This is a genomic window from Pseudoflavonifractor sp. MSJ-37, assembly GCF_018917965.1.
GTDB lineage: Bacteria > Bacillota > Clostridia > Oscillospirales > Oscillospiraceae > Pseudoflavonifractor_A.
The window spans coordinates 12,064-33,050 of sequence record NZ_JAHLPP010000003.1 but is presented as its reverse complement, the minus strand read 5'-3'; the positions used below and the strand labels follow the sequence as shown (position 1 = coordinate 33,050).

Sequence of the window (20,987 nt, the reverse complement as noted above, 5' to 3'; positions counted from 1 at the left end):
CCTACTTTTTGATGGCTTCTCTCACCCGTTCCGGCGTCAGGGGAAGGATATGCAGATCCGCGTCGAGGGCGTCGTTCACCGCGCCCACGATGGCGGGCACCACCGGCACGATGGAGGCCTCGCCGATACTCTTGCCGCCGTAGGGTCCGCCCTCTTCAAATGCCTCCACGAACTGGATGTCGATGGGGGGCAGGTCGGTGGACCGGGGCAGACGGTATTTTTTCAGGTTGGCATTTACCGGCCGACCCTTCTCGTCCAGTTTCAGCCCCTCGAAGAGAGCCATGCCCATGCCCATGAGGATGGCGCCCTGGATCTGTCCCTCCAGCAGCATGGGATTGAGGGCGGTGCCCACATCGCACACCGCCAGGTAGTCGGTGACCTTTACCTCGCCGCTCTCCTTGTCCACCCGGACCTCGGCGAAGTGAGCCCCGTAGGAGCCCGCATTGTGATCCGAGCAGTAGGAGACCGTCTCCAAAAGCTTTCTCTTCTGGTGCTCGTAGGCATAGCAGGCCAGATCTCCCCGGCTGAGGGCGGCCGTTCCGTCCGGCGCACAGTAGCGGCCCTCTTCGTCCCGACGGACCTGATCCGGCGGACAGCCCAGGGCCTCTCCGGCCACTTCCAGAAGGGTGGCGGCCATCTGCCGGGAGACCGTCTCCACCGCTGCGCCGCCCGACCAGGTGTTCCGGCTGGCGCCGGAGCCCATGTCGTAGGGACAGCTGTGGGTATCCGAGTGGGTCATCTCGATCTCTTCAAAGGGGATATCCAACGTCTCGGCCACGATCTGCTTCATGAGGGTATAGGTCCCCGCGCCGTGGTCGGTAAGGCCGGTGCGCAGCAGCACCGATCCGTCCTCATGGACCATCAGCTCGGCCACCGTGATATCAGGGGCAAAGGGGGCCACGCCGTTTCCGTGAAGGGCGGTGGCCACGCCGTAGCCGTAGGCATAGCGGTCGGTCTCCATTTCCTTGCGCTTCGCCCACCGTTCCTTCCAGCGGAAGCGCTCCGCGCCCTGGAGCAGACAGTCCCGCACCCGGGCGTTGCCCAGCGTATCTTTGGCCCCGGGGTCCCAGCCGTGGGGCTCCACCAGGTTTTTGGCCCGGAAGTCCACCGGGTCCATGTCCACCGCGGCGGCGGCTTTGTTCACCAGAAGCTCCAGCGTGGTAAAGACCTTGGGGGAGCCGAAGCCCCGCATGGCGCCGCCCACCGGCGTATTGGTATAGACCGCCTTGCCGTCAAAGCGCTGGCTCTCGGCCTGATAGACCTTGAACATCTTGCCGCACATGGCGGACTGGACGTTGATGCTGCCGCCGCAGTAGGGGCCGGAGTTCATAAAGGACCGGATCTCGAAGCCGGTCATGGTCCCGTCCCGCCGGAGTGCCATCTTTCCATAGAGCTTGATGGCGTGCCGGGTATAAGTAGATATCATGGACTCGGTGCGGTCATAGCGGATCTTGACCACCTTGCCCCCCGCCTTTTTGGAGAGGAGCAGGGCGATGGGCTCCAGCAGGACTCCGTCCTTTCCGCCGAAGGTGCCGCCGATGCGCTCGCCGTGAAGTTTGATCTTGGTATAGGGCAGGTCAAAGATCTTGCCCAGCATGATCTGCACCCGGTGGACGCCCTGTTGGGGCTCCCAGATCTCCAGCTCGTCCCCCCGGCCCCAGCGGGCGATGCACTGGTGGGGCTCGATGGCGCCATGGTGGATCATAGCGGTGGACAGGGCATTCTCCACCACCACCTCGGCATTTGCCAGAGCGGCGTCCACATCGCCGCACTCGGCCCGCTGCGCTTTGAGCAGGTTGCCCTCCGGATAGACCTTGGGGGCCCCTTCTTTCAGGGCCTCCTCCGGATCAAAGACGGCGGGAAGTTCCTCATACTCCACCTCGATGAGCTTCGCCGCCCGCCGGGCGATGGCCTCGGTATCAGCCGCCACGGCGGCCACCTCGTCCCCTACGAAGCGCACCACGTTGTCCAGCACCCGCTCGGTGGCGGGCAGACCGTCCTTGGCCCAGCGCATGATGCGGTTGAAGCGGGTCTCAGGGGCGTCCTTCCAGGTGATGACCGCACGCACACCGGGCAGAGCCTCGGCCTTGCTGGTGTCGATGGAGCGGATGCGGGCATGGGCCACAGGGCTGGTGAGGACCTTTCCGTGGAGCATCCCGGGAAAACGCAGGTCGTCGGTATAGAGCGCCTCTCCCGTCACCTTTTCCACTGCGTCCAGAATGGGGGTGGGCTGTCCGATGTACTTCATGCTCTTTTTTCCTCCTTCTCCGATCAGGACTCGGCGTTTTCCCGCATGCGGCGGGCGGTGAGCTGGACTGCCTCCACGATCTTCTCATATCCGGTGCACCGGCACAGGTTGCCCTCCAGGGCCTTCAGGATCTCCTCCTCGGTGGGGTCCGGGTCCTGATCCAGCAGGGCCAGAGAGGTCATCACCATGCCCGGCGTGCAGTAACCGCACTGAATGGCCCCCGCGTCCACAAAGGCCTGCTGCACCGGATGGAGATGGCCGTCATGGCTGACGCCCTCGATGGTCAGGATGTCGGCTCCCTCCAGGTTCCGGGCCAGAAGGACGCAGGAGTTCTTGGGCTCGCCGTTCACCAGCACCTTGCACGCGCCGCAGTCGTTGGTGCCGCAGCCGTATTTGGTGCCCGTCAGATCGAGCACCTCCCGCAGCACATACAGCAGCGTCCAGTTGTCCTCGATCTCCAGGTGATGGTCCGTTCCGTTGATATGGAGTGTAATGGCTCGCATGTTATGTTCTCCTTTCCCGTTCTGCCGCTACGCCGTACCCACGTCCCAGTTCTGGAGGATACGCATGCCGTAGTGTTCCGGATGAAAATAGTGGATGTTGAGCAGCACCGGCTGGTCCTGCACGTCGTAAAAGAGCTGTTCGCAGTAGAGGAGGGGGGTCCCCTGATGCAGACGGAAGAGCTCCGCCACCTTTTCATCCGCCCCCACGGCCCGGTAGTCGTTCAGGGAGTGGGCCAGCTTCCTGCCGCAGTGGTCCCAGATGCACTCGTGGACATACCAGTTGTTCTCCTCCAGACGGAAGGGCCGCTTCACCAGAGCCGCGGGCAGTCGGCTGACGGTAAAGACCCCGGGCTCCCCATCGGCGGTATAGAGGGTCTCGTTCCGCTGGAGCAGGTCCCCCTCCCGGATGCGCAGCCGCTCCGCCAGGACAGCGTCCGCCGCCTCCACGCCCAGGAAGAGCATCTGCATCCCGGGCCGCCGTCCGTTACGCTGGAAGGCGTCGGCGAAGGAAAAGCCCTGGTCCACCCGGTCCTTTGGGTCCAGGGCGCTGGGATGGATGAAGTTCCCGACCCCGTGCCGTTTGGTGAGATACCCCTCCAGAGCCAGCATCATCAGCGCCTCCCGCAAGGTCACCAGGCTGATGCCCAGACGTTTGGCAAGCTGGTCCTCCGGTGGGAGCTTGTGGTTGGGAAATTCCTCTGTCCGGAAGATCTCCAGAAGGCGGTTTTTGACCGCCAGATAAGAACTCAGGTTGGTGTGCGCCACGGTATCCCCCGATTCTTTATAAGTACTTTGCTGTCCTTATAAGACAGTGTCATCATTATATCCCATTAGTACGACAAACGCAAGGGCATTGGAGGGCCTTTCGCTGATTTTTCCCTTTTGTGCAATAGCAACGCTCTTTTTTGTGCAAAAAAACAGGGCCCGGCTGCCGGATCTCATCGGCACGCCGGGTCCCCTGTATTTCATTCAGGAAAAGAGACTGAGCTGGGCGCTGGGGCGCTCCTTCCGACGGAGACCGGCCTCTCCCCGTTCCACCAGCAGGTCGGGTAGTTCCGCCAGGAAGGGGGACGGCTCCTGTCCGGACCAGAGGAGGAGCAGCTCGTCCCGGGCCCGGGTCATGCCCACATAGAAAAGCCGCCGCTCCTCCGCCTCGTCCACAGGATGGCGCTCCGACTCCAGCGGCAGGACGCCCTTCCGGATCCCGCAGAGGAACACCACCGGGAACTCCAGCCCCTTGGCCGCGTGGAGGGTCATCAGGGTCACAGCGCCGGACTCATAGTCCCCGGACTTCCGCCGGATATCCCCCTCACTGCCCAAGACCACGCCCTCCAGCAGATCCGGCATGGTCCTATAGAAGGCCGCCAGTCCCCGCAGGTGCTCCAGCGGCTCGGAGGCCGTACAGCCCGCCGACTCCGCCCAGCGCTCCAAAAGCCGCCAGGGGCGCTCCCAGTCCACCTGCTGGCAGAAGAAGCCCGCCAGCTCCAGCCAGGGCCGCAGGACGGCGATCTGGGCATAGGCGGTCTCCACCGCCTTCACCCGCTGGGCCGCGTCGCCCTCCGCCAGCCCCCAGGTCCCGGCCACTGCCCGGATCAGGTCCGCCGGCACTGACCACACCAGCCGCAGGCAAACCTCCAGAGACAGTATGTCCTCCGGGTCCAGCAGGAGCCGGAAGAAGCACAGGGCTCCCCGGACCATATCGTCGTTCAAAAAGTCATCCCGGCCGGCCACCACACAGGGGATGCCCTCCCGCCGGAGACACCGCTCCAGCACCTGGAGCTGATGCCGGGTACGGGTACACACCGCGATCTCCGAGAAACTCCAGAGCCTCTGCTCCGTCCCCCGCTTCTGGGCCTCTAACATATCCACGCCGCCCACCATACGGGCGATCTCCTTCGCTGTGAAGATGGCTTCGGACTTATCGCTCTCCGCATGGAGGACCCGGACTTTGGCCCCGCTCCGCCGCACCGCGTGGAGCTCCCGAGGCCCGCCCCCGTTGTGGCCGATGGACGCCAGCGCGCAGCCCACGATCTCCGGCGTGGACCGGTAGTCCTGTCGGAGCCGGACCGTCCGCAGGTCCGGGAAGTCCGCCTCCAGCCGCCGGAAGCAGGCGGCGTCCGCCCCACGGAAGGCATAGATGGACTGGTCCGGATCTCCGATCACGAAGAGGCTCCGGCCCAGGCGGTTCCAGGCCAGCACCAGCCGGTACTGCATGGGGTCGCAGTCCTGGAACTCATCCACCAGCAGATGGCGGAACTTCCGGGCATCCGGCCGGCTCCTGCCCTCCCACTGGGCCAGACAGTCCACCAGCAGGTCGTCGTAGTCTGCCATGCCCCGCTCGGCCAGGCGGCTGTCATAGAAGGCACAGGCCGCCTCCAGCTCCGGGTCTTCCACCGGGAGGCCGTTCTTCCGCCGGGACACCGCCTGGAGGAGCCTCTGAGGCGTACCGGTCATGCCCAGCGCCCGCAGGACCTGCCCCGCCAGCTCCAGTGCCTCATAGTCGCCCACCAGCCGGACGGGACGCTCCCGGCTCAGGAGCCGCAGGGCGATGGAGTGGAAGGTGCCGATGGTCATGCCGCTCATGGCCCGCCGGTCTCCCAGACTGGCCTCCAGCCGCTCCCGGAGCTCCTCCGCCGCCTTGTTGGTGAAGGTCACCGCCGCGATCTCCGAAGGACGCTCCCCCTGCTCCAGGAGCCACAGGATCCGGGCCACCAGCGTCCGGGTCTTTCCAGTGCCCGGTCCCGCGATCACCGCCACAGCCCGATCCCCGTTCCGGACAGCGGCGGTCTGGTCCGGGTCCAGCTCCGGCGGGGACAGGAGGCCGGCCGCCTCCTCTGTCTTTTGGAGCTTCTCCACCGGACGGACCGCCCGTGTGGATGTTTTCTTCCGGACCTTGGGGGCGTCACAGCCGAAGAGGCTCACCTGCCCGCTGTACGCCTCCTTCTCCTGGGGCGTCAGGAGAGTCATCTCACCATAGGCCCCGTCGCTGCCCGGATGCCACTGGGCCTTCCCCGCCCGGAGCCGGCGGATGCCCTCAGCCACGCAGGGACCTGCCGCCGCGGAGATGTCCTCGATCGGTGCCTCCCGCAGGATGTAGAACTCCGGCCCCAGCTTTTCCAGCAGCTCCTCATAGCGCCGCTGGTTCTTCTTGCAGTCCGGTCCGCCGCCCAGTGTGGCGGAGAGGACCTCCGGCAAGGGCGCCAGCCGCTCGAACTTGGGGGCACGGGGCCGCACATAGCCCTCCGGCCGGTCCGCCAGTTGTTCCACCCGGTGGAGCACGCCGGTGGTCAGCCGCTTTCCGCAGACAGGACAGAGACCGCCCAGCGCCTCCGCCTCCTGGGGCGAGAGGGTCTGATGACAGTTCCGGTGGCCGTCGTAGTGGTACTTGCCCTCCTCCGGGAAGAACTCCACCGTGCCCTTCAGGCCCCGTCCGGTGCGCAGGGCCTTCTCCAGCGCCGGATAGGACAGGGGGATATCCAGAAGGTCTGCCTCCCGGCCCAGCTTGGCCGGGGAGTGGGCGTCCGAATGGGACACCAGATGATACCGGTCCAGTGCGGACACCCGCCAGTTCATGGGCGGGTCCGAGGAGAGGCCGGTCTCCAGGGCATAGATGTGGGGCGTCAGGTCCTCGAAGCACTCCTCGATCGTATCGAAGCCGGAGAAGGCCCCGAACAGGGAGAAGTGGGGCGTCCAGATATGGGCTGGGATGAAGATCGCGTCCGGAGCGGCCTCCAAGGTGATCTCCAGCAGGTCCCGGCAGTCCAGGCCCAGGATCGGCCGGCCGTCGGAGTGGATGTTCCCGATGGCCTCCAGCCGCCGGGACAGTACCTCTGCCGCCTCCAGACCGGGCAGGACGATCAGGTTATGGACCTTCCGCACCTTCCCGTTTTTCTTATAGATGGAGCTGATCTCTCCGCTGACCACGAAGCGGGGCGCCTCTCCCCGGATGATGGCGCCGGGCCGGATCAGGTCCTCCCGCAGGGTATAGAGCCCCTCCTCCGCCGGGACCAGACTCTCCGCCAGCTCGGCCCGCCAGGCCGGATGGGTGAAGTCGCCGGTGCCTACGATCTGGATGCCCTTCCGGCGGGCCCAGAAGTCCAGAGCCGCCGGAACACAGTCCGGACTGGTGGCCCTGGAATATCGGGAATGGATGTGCAGGTCCGCGATCAGCATGGATATCTCCCCTTCCTCGTTCCTATCTCTATCATGATATCCTCTTTTCCCCTCCCGCGCAAGGACTGGAAGCTCCCTTTTTCTTTCAGTTAGCACTTGACAACCGCCTGGTTTTCTGATACCATCGTGTAGGTTAGTTCGAGCTAACTATTTTAGAGGACCGAAGCCGTCCGGCTGGTCCGAACAGGAGGCGAAGCCCCTTGACTCTGCACAAATCCGGTGAGGATTATCTGGAGGCCATCCTGGTCCTCTCCCGGGAGAAGGGCCATGTCCGCTCGGTGGACGTGGCCGACCATTTCGGCTATTCCCGCGCCAGCGTCAGCTCTGCGGTGGCTCTTCTGCAAAAGGGAGGCTTCCTTCGGGTGGATCCGGAGAAGGGCCTCCATCTCACCGACCTGGGTCTGGATGTCGCCAAGGACGTTTATGACCGCCACTGTGTCCTGCGGGAGATGCTCCAGCTCCTGGGGATCTCTCCGGAGACCGCCGCTCAGGACGCCTGCGAGATCGAACACGTGATCAGCGCCGAGAGCTTCCAGCGGCTCAAGGAGATCCTCCCCGCCCTCCGGGAGCGGACGCGGGACCAGGCCGCCCGGGCCCGCCGGGACCGTCTGGACTGCCCCGGTCCCCGGCCCTGAATCCCGATACCGAATGACGAAAACGATCCCCCACCTGTGGAACCGTCCGCAGATGGGGGGTCGTTCTTTTTTCCTGCATGGGCGGCCGGCTCACATCTGAGGCAAGTCCAGATAAGAGAAGGGGTTGCCATGCTTCCGTACCAGCTCCGCCGCCTTCTCGCAGGGCAGGACCACGGTGGCCGTATTGTCGTTGGGATGGAAGCCCACGTCCCGGCCCGCCAGGTCCCGGTCGAACCAGACCTCCACATCTTTGGCCTCGTTGTTGAGGACGCCGAAGGGGCCTACAGAGCCCGGCTTCAGGGCCAGATGCTCCCACAGCCGCTCCGCTGAGGCGAAGGACAGCCGGGAGGTCCCCAGAGCCGTCCGCAGGGCCTTCAGGTCCACCTGCTTGCTCCCCTCCAGCACCACCAGGAAATGGCGGTTGCCCTGGGCGTTGCGCAGGAACAGGTTCTTGGCGATCAGGCCCTTGGGGAAGAGCCCGCTGGCGTCCAGCTCCTCCATGGTATACATGGCGGTATGTTCGATGACCCGGAATTCCAGGCCCTCCTCTTTCAAATAGGCGATCACGCCCTGCTTGTCCAGCATGACAGCACCTCCGGCAGTCGTTTGGTCTTATGATAGCACAGCGCCGCGTCGGCGGCAACCCTCAGAGGATGCAGAACGGGCGCCGTCGCCGGCGCCCGTTCCACAGTTTGGAGTTTGGAGAATGGAGAAACGTGTTCTTATGGGAAACTCATTTGGAGGGATGGCTCTCATGACACTGACTGCCACAGCCGCCGCAGCCCTCACAGCCGCATCCGCAGCCGCCGGACTTCTTCTGCTTCCGCCAACTCTGCCTGTCCACCGAGGGGATGACTTCGCCCGCGGAAGCCGCTGACGGCTGAGGCGCAGATGTGCCGGAAGGCGTTCTGCCGGGAATGTCGATAGGCTCCGTCTCCTTCTGATAGCAACCCATGACTGTCGTGGTCATGGCAAAGAGAAGGACGGCCATGCAGAGATGATCGGACGAATGATTTTTGTGATCCTTTTCATAATGCTGTCTCCTTGCCGCGCTGGGATAGCGGCGCAGTTCAAAATGTCATCGATTTGTTTCCTGCGGCGAAAAGAGGACAGCGCAACGTCAAGGCGAAAAGCCTGGCCATTGCGCTGTCCGATGTTCGCTTATGTGGTCATGTCAGCGGCGTTGCTGCTTGACCATATGTCAGCCGGTCACTTCTTGCAGCGCCAGAGGAAGGTCACGATCTGCGCTCTGGTGCAATCCGCGTCGGGGCTGAATGTCGTGCTGGTGGTCCCCATGGTGATATCCTCCCTGACCGCCCACAGTACCGCATCAGCATAGTAGGCGGTGGACTTCACATCGGCAAAGGGATTGGCGGTACCCGCTGCCGGGGACTTCTCGGAACGCCACAGGAACACGACGATCTGGGCGCGGGAGCAGGTGGCGTTCGGGCTGAACGTGGTGTCGCTGGTGCCCTTGGTGATGCCGTTTTCTACCGCCCACAGCACAGCATCGTAGTAGTAGCTGCCCACTGGGACGTCGGCGAAGGGCATGGCGCGGGTTTCGGGTTCGGGACTGCCAGCGGCACGCCACAGGAAGGTCACGGCCTGCGCGCGGGTGCAGATGCCGTCTGGGGAGAAGTGGGTATCATCCGTTCCCATGGTGATACCGTTTTCCACCGCCCAATCCACAGCGTCCTCATAATAACTGCCGGTCGCCACATCCACAAACACGCCGGTCTGGGGGGCGCCGTTGGCTTTCATAAAGATGACCTCGATGGTATGGGTCCTGCGGACATTCTCAAAGGTGTAGGACTTCACCGCGCCGATGCTCTTGCTGTCGATCTTGACGTTGGCGACAGCATAGCCCTTATCCGGGGTGATGGTGAAGGTCTGATCCCGGCCCTCGCGGACGCTGACATTGCCGGAGGGAGAAATGGAGCCGCCAGTCCCGGCAGTTGCCTTGATGGTGTAGTAACTGTAAGAATGGCCGCTGCCATTATAACGCCAGTGTGCCGTATAGATTCGGTTGCCAGTGCTGCCCGTTGGGATGGTGACGGTCAGGTTGTTCTCACCCGTCAGACCCGTGCCGCTCCAGCCGGTGAAGGTATAGCCGGATTTGGTAGGATTCATGAGGGTGAAAGCCCCTGTCTCGATGGTGTAGGTGCCGGGATTGCCCTCCGCAGTGCCGCCGGCCAGATTATAGGTGATGGTAAACTGCTCAATGACCTTATCCTCCACCGTTAGCGTACCGTTGACCCTGTTGAGCGAATACCGCTCGTCCCAGCCGGATTTGAGGGTGGCAGCGGGAACAACGGTGTAGGTTCCGGGGGTATTGCGTGCCGCTTCCGCCGTGATTTCCTCGTTGTTTACGTTAAGCATCCGATAGGAAAGGGCGTTGTCCAGCACTGTATCTCGGTCATCCGTGCGTCCTTCGCTATCCAGCAGGCCGGTACAACTCACAAGGTCTGTTGGCAGCGCATCGCCCTTGGTGATGGTCGCACTGCCTGCCGTCACGGTGAGACCTCGCACAACGACCTTGCCACCGGCGAAAACAGTGCTATGGGTCCATGGCGACCACGACGCCGTGGTATCGGATACATAGAGAATATCGATAAAGGTCTGGCCCGCCTTGATCGCCCTGACCTTCGTCGTATAGTGGGACACTCCCGGCTCGCTGGTCGTATCGACGGTTTCCTCGTAAATTTCAAAGATCCCCTGCTCTTGCATGATCGCCGACCAGGTGCCGTTTTCGCCGGGATTTATCGCCTTCCACTTGTAAGTGCGGGTATCTCCGTAGACCCAGTCGCGTACATCGAGTGCTGCTCTAAAGCCTGCAAAGAGATACTGGCGCACGGTCAGCGGAGCGGTAATGGGCGCGTAGTCATCGCTGGTGATGGTGACGGTGTAGACGTCTGTTTTCAGCCGCTCGGCATCCGCCTCATTTTTTTTAGCATAGCTCAGAAGCCCGTCATCATCTACGCTGATGCTGTCCAGAATGGATGGAGACGCGGGCGGTGTGATGGCCGTGATCTTTGCACCCTTGGGCGCCTCCCCCGGCTTGAAGAAATCCGCCGCCGTCCGTATGCCGCCCTGCGTAGGATAGCCGCCGTGCTTGCTCGGAATGATCCGGATCACAGGGTCTACCAGATCCTCTGCGGAAGGCGCGTCCTCCTCGAAGATTGCCTTGATCTCCACCTCGCTGTCCGGCATGGTGAACTTATCGTCCTTGATAGTCACATTGCCGCGCATGACCTGCCACTTCTTGAAGTGGTATCCCTCGTCGGGCGTTGGGGTCAGGGTGATCGTCGTACCGGCGGTAGCGGTGGAGGGATCGGCGGAAGCCGTTCCGCCGCCCTCTGTGGTCACGGTGACGGTATGCTCGGTGGGCGCGGCTTTAGCTATCGTAATAGACAGCTCCTTCGTATTGCTGCCCGCGCTGTTGGTAGCCTTGACGGTGAAGGTGGAGGTTCCCGCTGTGGTAGGCGTGCCGCTGATCTCGCCGGTGGTTTCTTTCAGCGTCAGGTCCTTGGGCAGCTCGCCACTGATAATGCTCCATGTGATAGGCTCGATGCCGGTGGCAATCAGGGTCTGGCTGTACGCCTCGCCCACCTTGCCGCCGGGCAGGGTGTCCGTGTTGATGGTCACGCTATGGCTGCTGGGAGCAAACTGTGCCGTCAGCTTGGTCACATCCGCCGGTACGTTATCGTACGGAGCGTAGAGCTTACCGTTGCTGCCACGCCACATAAAGTAGCTGCCTGTATCTCCGTCCGCGCGGGTCAGACCGTCGGACGCAGGTGCGGTAAAGCTCTTGCCGCTTTTCACAATGATTTGAATATCCTCGGAGCTGTTACCCAGCTTCCCGCCGCCAAGGTCGAGGGTAACGGCTTTCAGCCCATTAGGATTCAGTGTATCAGGGTTCAGAACTTCAAGGATGGGGCGGAAACCGAGGTGCGATCCGGAGTCCGAAGCATTGGTGAAATTCCAATTGCGAACCGAGCTGTACCCACGCATTGCACGGCCCTGCGCCCAATTGTGCGCAACATCCTGTCCCCACGAATCTGTCGCATTACAGTTTCTGATATATCCGTCATATTTGTCCAGTATCTTGTCCCATTCGTTGCTTTGAGGGTTGCCGCGTACAGAATCGCCAGAGCCTCTATAAGAACGTCCTGCTGACGGCACGCGCATTGTATATTCCACGCTGTCGGCAGTGTAGTTTTTTCCAAAAATCAGACCTGCGGAATTCAAATCCTTCCAGCTTATCGTATGCGTTACGGCAAAGTCCGCTACAAACAGGCTGTGGGGATATTTGTGCTTCTCTGCATACTCATCGGTGGTTGCCATCTCCGACGTGAGCGCGTAGGCGTCCACTGTCCCGGCGTAGGTAAAGGGAACATAGTGCAGCGACGCATCCGGCAGGCTGCCGTTCGCTGTGCCGGGAATACCCGCACCGGAGAGGTCAAACCAATATGTGCCGCCGGGAACGAGGGTGAACTGCTCTATGGAATCAAACTGCGCCGTCAGCTTGTTCACGTTTGCCGGGACGCTGTCACCCGGTGCGTAGAGCGCACCGTCGCTGCCGCGCCACATAAAGTAGCTGCCTGTATTTCCGTCGGGACGGGTCAGACCATTGGAGGCAGGTGCGGTAAAGCTCTCGCCGTTTTTTACGATGATCTGGATATCCGAGCTGACGCTCAATCTGCCGCTGCCCAATGTGCCGCCGCCAAGGTCAAGGACAACGACTTTCAGCCCGTCAGAACCCAGCGTGTCCGGGTTCAGGACTTCAAGGACAGGGCGGAAACCGAGGGCCTCGTTGGAACGCGTAGCAACGGTGCGGTGCCAGATGCGGGGCGCATTGTACCCTCGGCTTGCACGGCCCGACTCCGAACTGCTCGTAGTATCTTGTCCAAACGAATATATCTGTCTAAAGTTTTTGATATATCCGTTGTCCTTGTCCAGCATCTTGTCCCATTCGTTGCTTTGTGGTATGCCGTGTTGGGAATAGTTCGAGCCTACGCCACTACTTCCCACGGACGGCGCACGCAGCGTATATTCCACGCCGCCGGAGGTGTAGCCTTTTCCGAAAATCAGACCTGCGGAATTCAGATTCTCCCAGCTTACCGTATGCGTTATGGCATAATCCGCCACAAACAGGCTGTGGGCATATTTGTTCTGCTGCGCATACGCCGCAGTAGTTGCCATCGTTGATGTGAGCTTGTAGGCGTCCACTGTCCCGGCATAGGTAAAGGGAACATAATGCAATGTTTTGTCCGGCAGTCTGCTGTGCGCCGTGCCGCGGATGCCTGTACCGGAGAGGTCAAAGTAATACGTGCCGCCAGGAACGAGGCTGAACTGCTCTATGGGCGCAAACCGCGCCGTGAGCTTGTTTACGACCGCTGGAACACTGTCGCCCGAATCGTAGAGCTCGCCATCGCTGCCAAGCCACATAAAGTAACTGCCGGTATTCCCGTCCGGGTGAGTCAGACCGTCGCCGCCGGGCGCGGTAAAGCTCTCGCCGCTTTTCACAATGATTTGAATATTCTCGGAGCGATTCCCAAGCTTGCCGCCGCCAAGGTCAAGGACAACAGCTTTCAGCCCGTCGGAGCCCAGCGTGTCCGGGTCCAGGACTTCAAGGACAGGGCGGAAGCCGACGCTCGAGTCGGAGGTCGCAGCAATGCGATTGTGCCAGCCGCGAGCCGAATCGCACCCGCGAACCGCACGGCTCGATGCCTCGGTGCTCGGAGTATCTTGTCCCCACGAAGACATCCCGCTCCAGTTTTTGATATATCCGTTGTTCTTGTCCAGCATCCTGTCCCATTCGTTGCTTTGGGGCGTGCCGCATTCTAAATCATCCGAGCCTGCTGTAACATCACTTCCCACGGACGGTGCGCGCAGAGTATATTCCACACCGCCGGCGGCGTAGCCTTTGCCGAAAATCAGGCTCGCATCGTTTAAGGCATTCCAATTTACCGTATGCGTTACGACATGATCCGCCACAAATAGGCTGTGGGCATATTCGTTCTGCCGTGCATACTCCTCGGTGGTCGCCATCTCCGATGTGAGCGTGTATGCATCCACTATCCCGGTGTAGGTAAAGGGAACATAGTGCAGCGATGCATCCGGCAGGCTGCCGTTCGCCGCGCCGGGAATGCCCGCGCCGGAGAGGTCAAAGTAATAGGTGCCGCCGGGTGTAAGGGCAAACTGCTCGTTGGCCGCCTCCTCTACCGTCAACACTACCTTCTGAAATCTACTGGCGTAGTCAGTCTTGTGATCGCCGTTATACTGCTCGGAGAACACATAGAGATTATAATTTCCGCTAGCAAGGTCATACGGTATCGTAAAGCTGAGCTGCCTGTCTGTGGCAGTGGGCTTCATGATCCTTCCATAGTGGGTCACGCCGCTTTCGCCCTCGATGATCACGGAAATGTATTCATTTCGTCCCGTTCTCGCCCCGGAAAAATTCAGCGTAACAGTACCGCCTGGTTTCCCTACTGCGGCGGTTTCCGTTACCTTAAAAGTGCGGGTATCGTCTAAAAGTGTCAATTTCCATTCGTTTCCGCTGTATTCCGGGATTTTGAAAATTCCGTCAACAGCACCTTTGCCGCCAACGGCGGCGGAAACAAGGAGGACAGGGTCCGGCTTCAAGTTGAACGCAGGACGGGCTGCGTTGGTATCGTTTACCCAGTAAGCGCCCACATCACCGGAAGCATTGACCATGCCCGCAGCGTCATAGTCTCGGTGAGGAGAACGAAGCCACCACCCGCCCGCACTATCACCATAATTGGCGATACGCGCATCGTCATCGGTAAATCCGTAGGCTGCATTCCCCACTTCCTCTGCCGAGAGGAAAAACACCTTGTCGCCATTCAGGATGTTTTCAGAACCAATAAAGTACCCATCAATGTATGGATCATCACTTTTGCTGGTTGCAAAAACAGCTTTTTGCTCCGTAGTGCTGAAGTTTCTGCTGTAAAAGCCGTTACACCAGTCCTGCCCACGGCTGCCCTTCCAGTCGTTGGTATATGGGGTCGTATAGTCAAATTCTACGCCGCCATATTCCCCTGTCCCAAGCAGCGCATCGGAGAGCAGGAAAAATCCGTCGCCCTCCTGAGCATTGGGCATATTGGTTTTTGTATCCAGCACGCGCCATTTGATGGGACTATTATTCCATGTGCCAAAATGAATATAATCATAGCTGCCGTTTGTGCTGTCATAACCGCTGATCCCACTTGCACCGAGCTGAATGGCTTTTGCGGCGTCACTGTTGGCAAAGGCGGTCGTCGGCAAAAGGCCGATCACCATGCAGAACATGAGCAGGATGCTAAGGATTCGTTTCTTCATGTCGTTTTTCCCTCCTGTTCTTGCGGGTCAGGCTTGTCTGCCCTGCCTTTTTTCTGATTTTCCCTGTTTCTGAGCCGGAAGCACAGCGCGGTGATGACTGCCGCTGCCGTAAAGGATACAACGCCCACCAGCACATAGCCGCCCGCGTCCTCCCGCAGCAGCATTGCGCCGAACACGCCCCATGCGGCGGTCTGCCCCGGCCCGACGGCCGTGCCCACCGCCTGCATCAGCACCGCGAACAGCAGCATACACGCGGCACTCAGCCCATAGATGCCGCGCCGCCGTTTTCGGCGGGTGTTTTCCCGCACCCGCTGCTTGACGAGTGCGACCCGTCTTGCGGTATCGTACATTTCGTTTGAACCTCCTCTCTGGATTTTTTGAAATGCGGCTTAAAAACCCCTTCACTTATATAGGTACAAAAAATCGAAAAAACTCTCACCCAAAACGCAAAATTTTTGAAAAAAATTTGAGAGCCGCCAAAAAGCAGCTCTCAGGGAGTGGATATTCGGTTATTTCCTCCGCGATAATCTGAACGCGGACCATTTTCCCGCCGCCACCAGCAGCACCGGCAGGGCGTAGGCGATGTACTGCGCCGCGCCGCCGTGGGCGATGAGCAGATTATAGATAGCGTGGAGGGTGATGGCTGCGCCCAGCAGGCCGCAGGTGCCTGCGATTTTCAGCCACGTCCGATGCCATGTGTATGCAAGGCCACCGCCCACGATCAGGCCGCAGAGGACGTGCATGGCTCCCGTGCCGAAGCCACGGAAGAAGATAAAGGAGAAGCGTTCCGCTCCGTTCTGGACGAGATAGCACACATTTTCGAAGGTGGCGAAGGCGAGGGCGACCGTGATGGCGGCGGGCTTGATCTTATCCCCCTCCGGCTCGAATACCAGAAGATAGAGCACCAGCGGCAACAGCTTCATCATTTCCTCCACCACCGGCGCGATCTCCGCCGTGGCGGCAAGGGCGTCCGCCTGACATACCGCCGCGAGGAAGGTGTTGATATAGGCCGAGAGCAGGCACACCCCCATCCCGGCAATGCAGAACAGGAAGAAGCGGAGCTGCCGCCTGCCCATGCACAAAGCGGCCACCAGCAGCGGGGACACCATGCAGATAAAAATATTCTCGATGTAGGTCATGCAGCCACCGCCTTTCTCGTGGCGGGCAGCAGCCCCAGAATGGCGAGTGTCAGCAGCATATCGCACCAGAAGGTCGGGCTTGCCGGTGAGGTATCCGGCCAGAAGCAGCCCACCGTCCAGAGCAGGTACTCCGCGAACGCAAAGCACAGCACGCCGATGTGGAAGCGCCGCATATTCCGCGCCGCGCCCGTCTGCCCATCGGCGTAGACCAGCCCCCGGATGGCGCAGAAGGAGAGCCATATCATCATGCCGCACCAGATCAGGTTGGAGAGGATGTCCCCGAATGTGCAGTAGAACGCCAGCAGCGGCACGCCGAACGCAGGCGCAAGCCACGCCCTGCGGCAGCGAAAGCTGCGCTCGTCCTGACTGGTGAGCGTGGCCTGCAAAATGCGTAAAAAGACCACGCTGGCCACCCAGCCGAACTCCGACACATAAAAGACCCTGGGCGTGGTATCGAACAGCAGCAGATACAGCGTCCAGTAGAGCGCGCCGAGGGCAAAGCAGCCATAGAAGCACAGCAGCAAAAAATACGCCTGCCGGTGGCTTTTGCGGTAGGCGATACCCGAAAGCAGCACACCGACGAACGTGGTCAGTAATTGCAGCAGGTTCTCAATCAGCTCCATGCACATCCTCGTTTTCCCTGTCCTGCCCGTCCTCGCGGCTCATCTGCCGCAGTCGGAAGCACAGAACGGTCACGCAAACGCCGAGTAAAAACGCCAGCAGCCCGATGACGATGTATCCCAAAGCAGCGCCGCTGTGAAAGATGCTTGCCGCCGTTTCAAAGTCGGAATGATCCCCTGTCTGGATGTTTGCGGCAATGCCGGGCATGGCGAGGGACGCGCCGATGAGCAGTGCAAGGCACGCCGCCACAGCGGAAGCCATGGTGATCGTATTGTGCCGTAGCCGATCCTCCCGTTCCATTTTGGCGATGCGCCGCTTCGTCTCCGCAACACGTTCCTCATGACTCCGCATTTGTGATCCCCTCCCGTTCCAAGAGCCTTCGCAGGCTTTCTTTTCCGCGATACACCATGTTGGTGATCTGCTTCACCGTTTTCCCCGTGACCTCCGCCGCCTGCGCGTAGCTCATGCCTTCAAAATAAGTGAGATATAAAACCTCCCGATAGTCCGGGTTCATTTCGCCCATGCAGAAATGCAGGACGCGGTTTCGCTCCTCCGTCTGGATGACCTCCTCCGCCAGCAGCCGTCTGTCCGGCTCGTCGGTCAGCGCATCGAGGCCGAACAAGGGCTTCCGCTTGCTCTTATGGCGCAGCGCCATGTGCCGCGCCGCCTTATAGAGATATGCCTTGAAGCCTCCGTCCCGGATGCGGGGCTTTTTGGTGAACAGATAGGCGAAAACATCCAGCATCAGCTCCTCCGCCTCGTGAACGTCGTGCAGATAGCCATCGATATACAGGGTCAGCGGGTCGCCGTATTGTTTCATCAGGGCCTCCAGCCCCGCGTCGTCACCACTCAAATATTGGCGGTAAAAAACCTCGTCGCAGGTCATAGCGTTCACTTCCCTTTTGCGGATGCTTCCAATACGGAGGGGTATCCGTCAGGTGCTTGTCCTGCCGGGATCGCGCGCTGTTCCTGAAAGCGCGGGTCGGACGGCTTTTTCGCGTTTTCCGGGATCGCCCATGAACGCCCGAACCGGGACGCGCCGGGGATCCGCCCCTCGGCGCAATACTGGTTGACCCGCCGCTCTGACACGCCCCAACGGTAAGACGCCTCCCGAATGGAGATATAGCCCTTGATCCCGTTCATCCCGCACCTCCGCATGGATAATACTCAACACGATATATTATATACGAATATTCGAAGAAACACAAGGCATCCGGCGAAGTGTTCAGAGAAAAGTCGCGGATAAGATCGATGCTTTTTGAAAAAAATCCTCCGAAACTGGCCAAAACACCATGTTCGGATCGTAGTAGAGGGCAATCATTCTCTTTGAGGCCGCCGCTGATGCGGTCGATGCCGTCCTTGCAGATACGGGCAAGCCCCTTCATGGTGTAGTCCCAACTCTCCGGCAGGGACAGCATGAGAGATAAAAGTCCCTTCGCTTTCAGCAACAGCGACCTGTCCCGCAGGTGGTAGTTGGACATGACCGTGTGATCTCTGGTCGTTTCGATGCGGAAAACTGCTATATCCGGCGCCGCCTTTTGAGCGGCGCTCTGAGAGGAAAAAACAGAGGTTTTCGCACCCTGATCGATACATTTTTCGGATGAGTATAGGAAAAGGGCGCTGATCTTTCGTATCCGCGCCCTACTGAGCCGTGCCATATCCAGCTTTTCCCGTTACATATTCGCTCGTCTGCTGTCGCAAACCATTGATCTTACTGACTTTGTGGGAGTATCGTTATCCCACCCTGATATTCGATGACCCGGAATTCCAGGCCCTCCTCTTTCAAATAGGCGATCACGCCCTGCTTGTCCAGTATGACAGCACCTCCGGCAGTCGTTTGGTCTTATGATAGCACAGCGCCGCGTCGGCGGCGACCCTCAGAAGACGCAGAACGGGCGCCGTTACCGGCGCCCGTTCCACAGTTTGGAGTTTGGAGAATGGAGAAAAGTGTTCTTATGGGAAACTCATTTGGAGGGATGGCTCTCATGACACTGACTGCCACAGCCGCCGCAGCCCTCACAGCCGCATCCGCAGCCGCCGGACTTCTTCTGCTTCCGCAGGGAGCGGACCGCCAGCACCACCAGCGCGGCGATGATCAGGATCAGGATCCCATTCACGATGATAGACTGCATCGAAATACCCTCCTTTGATGTGTTTCGTCTGTTCGTCCGGATCAGACGCGGGCGGCATCCACCGCACGCAGACGGCTGCCCTCACCCTGATAGCCCTTCCGGAAGAGCATGTACAGCATGCCCACCAGGACCACGACCGCGACCACGGTGCCGATCCCGAAGTGGCCCTGCGCCAGCATACCGAACTGATACACCATCAGAGACACGGCGTAGGCGAAGACACACATATAACCGATGGCGCCCAGAGTCCACTTGGCGGTGCCCATCTCACGCTTGATGGCGCCCATCGCGGCGAAGCAGGGAGCGCACAGCAGGTTGAAGATCATATAGCTGTAAGCGGTGAGCGCGGTGAAGTCCGTGGCGATGTTGCCCCAGATCTCATTGCCCTCATCGGCGACCTCAGCAAAGCCGTACAGGACGCCGAAGGTAGCGACCACGTTCTCCTTGGCGATCAGGCCGGTGATCGTAGCCACAGCGGGCTTCCAGCTGCCGAAGCCGAGCGGAGCGAAGATGGGGGCGATCACATGGCCGATGGCGGCCAGCAGGGAGTTGTTGTTGTCCTCGACCATCTGGAAGCCGTCCGCAGTGAAGCCGAAGCCCTGCAGGAACCACAGGATGATAGAGGAGAGCAGGATGATGGTGCCGGCGCGCTTGATGAAGGACCAGCCGCGCTCCCAAGTGCCCCGCAGGATGTTCATGGGCTTGGGGACGTGGTAGGCCGGCAGCTCCATGACGAAGGGAGCGGGATCGCCGGCGAAGATCTTGGTCTTCTTCAGCATGATGCCGGAGACGATGACGGCGGCCACGCCGATGAAGTAGGCAGACACGGCCACGGTGCCGGAACCGCCGAACAGAGCGCCGGCGAACAGGCCGATGATGGGCATCTTGGCGCCGCAGGGGATGAAGCCGGTGGTCATGACGGTGAGCTTCCGGTCACGGTCCTGCTCGATGGTACGGGAGGCCATGATGCCGGGCACGCCGCAGCCGGTGGCCACCAGCATGGGGATGAAGCTCTTGCCGGACAGGCCGAAGCGGCGGAAGATCCGGTCCATGATGAAGGCGACGCGGGCCATATAGCCTACATCCTCCAGGATGCACAGCAGGAAGAACAGGACCAGCATCTGAGGCACGAAGCCCAACACGGCGCCCACGCCGCCCACGATGCCGTCCACGATCAGGCCGCTGAGCCAGTCGGCACAGCCCACATTGGCGAGGAAGTCACCGATGCCGCCCTGGAGCCACTCGGCCACGAACACATCGTTGGTCCACTCCGTGGCCGCGGTGCCGATGGTGCCGATGGAGATGTAGTAGACCGCCCACATGATCACCGCAAAGATGGGCAGGGCCAGGATCCGGTTGGTCACGATCTGGTCGATCTTGTCGGAGGTGGACATGCCCTTGCGGCTCTTCTTGACACAGGCGCCCACCACCTTGGCGATGTACTCATAGCGCTCGTTGGTGATGATGGACTCGCTGTCGTCGTCCAGATCAGTCTCCACCGCTTTGATGACATCCTCCAGGCGGCGCTTCACATCGTCGCCCAGCTTGAAGTTCTCCATGACCTTCTCGTCACGCTCGAAGAACTTGATGGCATACCAGCGCATGCCCTCCGCAGGGACCACGCCGCGGAGCAGGTCTGCGATCTGGTCCAGAGCGCTCTCCACCTTGGCGGAGAACTCGTGCTTGGGGGTGGTCTTCTGGCCGCTCTTGACCAGCTTGGCGGCGGCCTCGGCGGCCTCCAGGCAACCCTCGCCCTTGACCGCGGCAGTCTCGACCACGCCGCAGCCCAGCATCTCGCCCAGCTTCTTGGTGTCGATCTTGTCGCCGTTCTTGCGGACGACGTCGATCATGTTCAGGGCGATGACCACAGGGATGCCCATCTCGGTGAGCTGCGTGGTCAGATACAGGTTGCGCTCGATGTTGGAGCCGTCCACCAGGTCCAGGATGGCGTCGGGATGCTCGGTGAGCAGATAGTTCCGGGACACCACTTCTTCCAGCGTATAGGGGGACAGAGAGTAGATGCCGGGCAGATCCGTCACGATGACGTCCTTATTGCCCTTCAGCCGTCCTTCTTTCTTTTCCACGGTGACGCCGGGCCAGTTGCCCACGAACTGGACAGTACCGGTCAGCGCGTTGAACATCGTGGTCTTGCCGCAGTTCGGGTTGCCGGCAAGCGCGATCTTGATCGACATGCT

General features: G+C 60.7%; 17 protein-coding genes and 1 pseudogene. 2 read left to right on the top strand and 16 right to left on the bottom strand.

Going from position 1 to position 20,987, the window contains the following annotated elements; genetic code table 11:
• Position 1: 1 nt before the first annotated feature.
• The 4 genes from KQI12_RS07700 to KQI12_RS07685 form a co-directional block, all read right to left on the bottom strand.
• Positions 2–2,248 (bottom strand): xanthine dehydrogenase family protein molybdopterin-binding subunit, encoded by a 2,247-nt coding sequence (locus KQI12_RS07700; RefSeq protein ID WP_216572394.1) that lies wholly within the window; start codon positions 2,246–2,248, stop codon positions 2–4.
• A 23-nt stretch (positions 2,249–2,271) separates the two neighbouring features.
• Complete coding sequence (locus KQI12_RS07695; RefSeq protein WP_216572393.1) at positions 2,272–2,751, bottom strand: (2Fe-2S)-binding protein; 480 nt, start codon at positions 2,749–2,751, stop codon at positions 2,272–2,274.
• Between the two features lie 27 nt (positions 2,752–2,778).
• On the bottom strand, positions 2,779–3,516 hold the full coding sequence (locus tag KQI12_RS07690) for a GntR family transcriptional regulator (protein ID WP_216572392.1): 738 nt from the start codon (positions 3,514–3,516) through the stop codon (positions 2,779–2,781).
• 204 nt (positions 3,517–3,720) lie between these two features.
• The gene (locus tag KQI12_RS07685) at positions 3,721–6,924 is read right to left on the bottom strand and encodes a UvrD-helicase domain-containing protein (protein ID WP_216572391.1); all 3,204 of its coding nucleotides are present in this window, start codon (positions 6,922–6,924) and stop codon (positions 3,721–3,723) included.
• 200 nt (positions 6,925–7,124) lie between these two features.
• Between KQI12_RS07685 and KQI12_RS07680 the strand changes: the two genes are divergently transcribed.
• Positions 7,125–7,559, top strand: coding sequence for a metal-dependent transcriptional regulator (locus KQI12_RS07680; protein ID WP_216572390.1), 435 nt, complete (start codon positions 7,125–7,127; stop codon positions 7,557–7,559).
• A 90-nt stretch (positions 7,560–7,649) separates the two neighbouring features.
• Here the strand turns inward: KQI12_RS07680 and KQI12_RS07675 are convergent, their stop codons facing one another.
• Positions 7,650–8,144 carry a prolyl-tRNA synthetase associated domain-containing protein gene (locus tag KQI12_RS07675; protein ID WP_216572389.1) on the bottom strand — a complete coding sequence of 165 codons (495 nt, stop codon included), beginning with the start codon at positions 8,142–8,144 and terminating at the stop codon, positions 7,650–7,652.
• Between the two features lie 148 nt (positions 8,145–8,292).
• On the bottom strand, positions 8,293–8,529 hold the full coding sequence (locus KQI12_RS07670; protein ID WP_216572388.1) for a hypothetical protein: 237 nt from the start codon (positions 8,527–8,529) through the stop codon (positions 8,293–8,295).
• Positions 8,530–8,603: 74 nt separating this feature from the next.
• On the opposite strand from KQI12_RS07670, the gene KQI12_RS07665 reads away from it, so the two are divergent.
• Complete coding sequence (locus tag KQI12_RS07665; protein ID WP_216572387.1) at positions 8,604–8,753, top strand: hypothetical protein; 150 nt, start codon at positions 8,604–8,606, stop codon at positions 8,751–8,753.
• Positions 8,754–8,768: 15 nt separating this feature from the next.
• Here the strand turns inward: KQI12_RS07665 and KQI12_RS07660 are convergent, their stop codons facing one another.
• The 10 genes and pseudogenes from KQI12_RS07660 to feoB form a co-directional block, all read right to left on the bottom strand.
• Positions 8,769–14,900: an S-layer homology domain-containing protein gene (locus tag KQI12_RS07660; protein WP_216572386.1), complete on the bottom strand. Its 6,132-nt coding sequence runs from the start codon at positions 14,898–14,900 to the stop codon at positions 8,769–8,771.
• Positions 14,897–15,250, bottom strand: coding sequence for a glycosyltransferase (locus KQI12_RS07655; protein WP_216572385.1), 354 nt, complete (start codon positions 15,248–15,250; stop codon positions 14,897–14,899). Before KQI12_RS07655 ends, KQI12_RS07660 begins: the two co-directional genes overlap by 4 nt.
• Before the next feature lie 159 nt (positions 15,251–15,409).
• Positions 15,410–16,039, bottom strand: a complete 630-nt coding sequence (locus KQI12_RS07650) for a PrsW family glutamic-type intramembrane protease (protein WP_253290907.1) — start codon at positions 16,037–16,039, stop codon at positions 15,410–15,412.
• A complete protein-coding gene (locus tag KQI12_RS07645) occupies positions 16,036–16,662 on the bottom strand; it encodes a histidine kinase (RefSeq protein WP_253290906.1) in 627 nt (208 codons plus the stop codon). Before KQI12_RS07645 ends, KQI12_RS07650 begins: the two co-directional genes overlap by 4 nt.
• Entirely contained in the window at positions 16,649–17,011 is a 363-nt protein-coding gene (locus KQI12_RS07640) for a DUF4179 domain-containing protein (RefSeq protein WP_216572384.1), read from the bottom strand. Before KQI12_RS07640 ends, KQI12_RS07645 begins: the two co-directional genes overlap by 14 nt.
• Complete coding sequence (locus tag KQI12_RS07635) at positions 16,998–17,546, bottom strand: RNA polymerase sigma factor (RefSeq protein WP_216572383.1); 549 nt, start codon at positions 17,544–17,546, stop codon at positions 16,998–17,000. The genes KQI12_RS07640 and KQI12_RS07635 overlap by 14 nt, the downstream gene beginning before the upstream one ends.
• A gap of 5 nt (positions 17,547–17,551) precedes the next feature.
• Positions 17,552–17,803, bottom strand: coding sequence for a helix-turn-helix domain-containing protein (locus tag KQI12_RS07630; RefSeq protein ID WP_253290905.1), 252 nt, complete (start codon positions 17,801–17,803; stop codon positions 17,552–17,554).
• A gap of 179 nt (positions 17,804–17,982) precedes the next feature.
• A pseudogene (locus tag KQI12_RS07625) lies at positions 17,983–18,183 on the bottom strand (helix-turn-helix domain-containing protein); the annotation flags it as partial.
• Positions 18,184–18,624: 441 nt separating this feature from the next.
• Positions 18,625–18,792: a FeoB-associated Cys-rich membrane protein gene (locus KQI12_RS07620; protein WP_216572382.1), complete on the bottom strand. Its 168-nt coding sequence runs from the start codon at positions 18,790–18,792 to the stop codon at positions 18,625–18,627.
• 41 nt (positions 18,793–18,833) lie between these two features.
• Positions 18,834–20,984 (bottom strand): ferrous iron transport protein B, encoded by a 2,151-nt coding sequence (gene feoB, locus KQI12_RS07615; RefSeq protein ID WP_216572381.1) that lies wholly within the window; start codon positions 20,982–20,984, stop codon positions 18,834–18,836.
• Positions 20,985–20,987 lie beyond the last annotated feature (3 nt).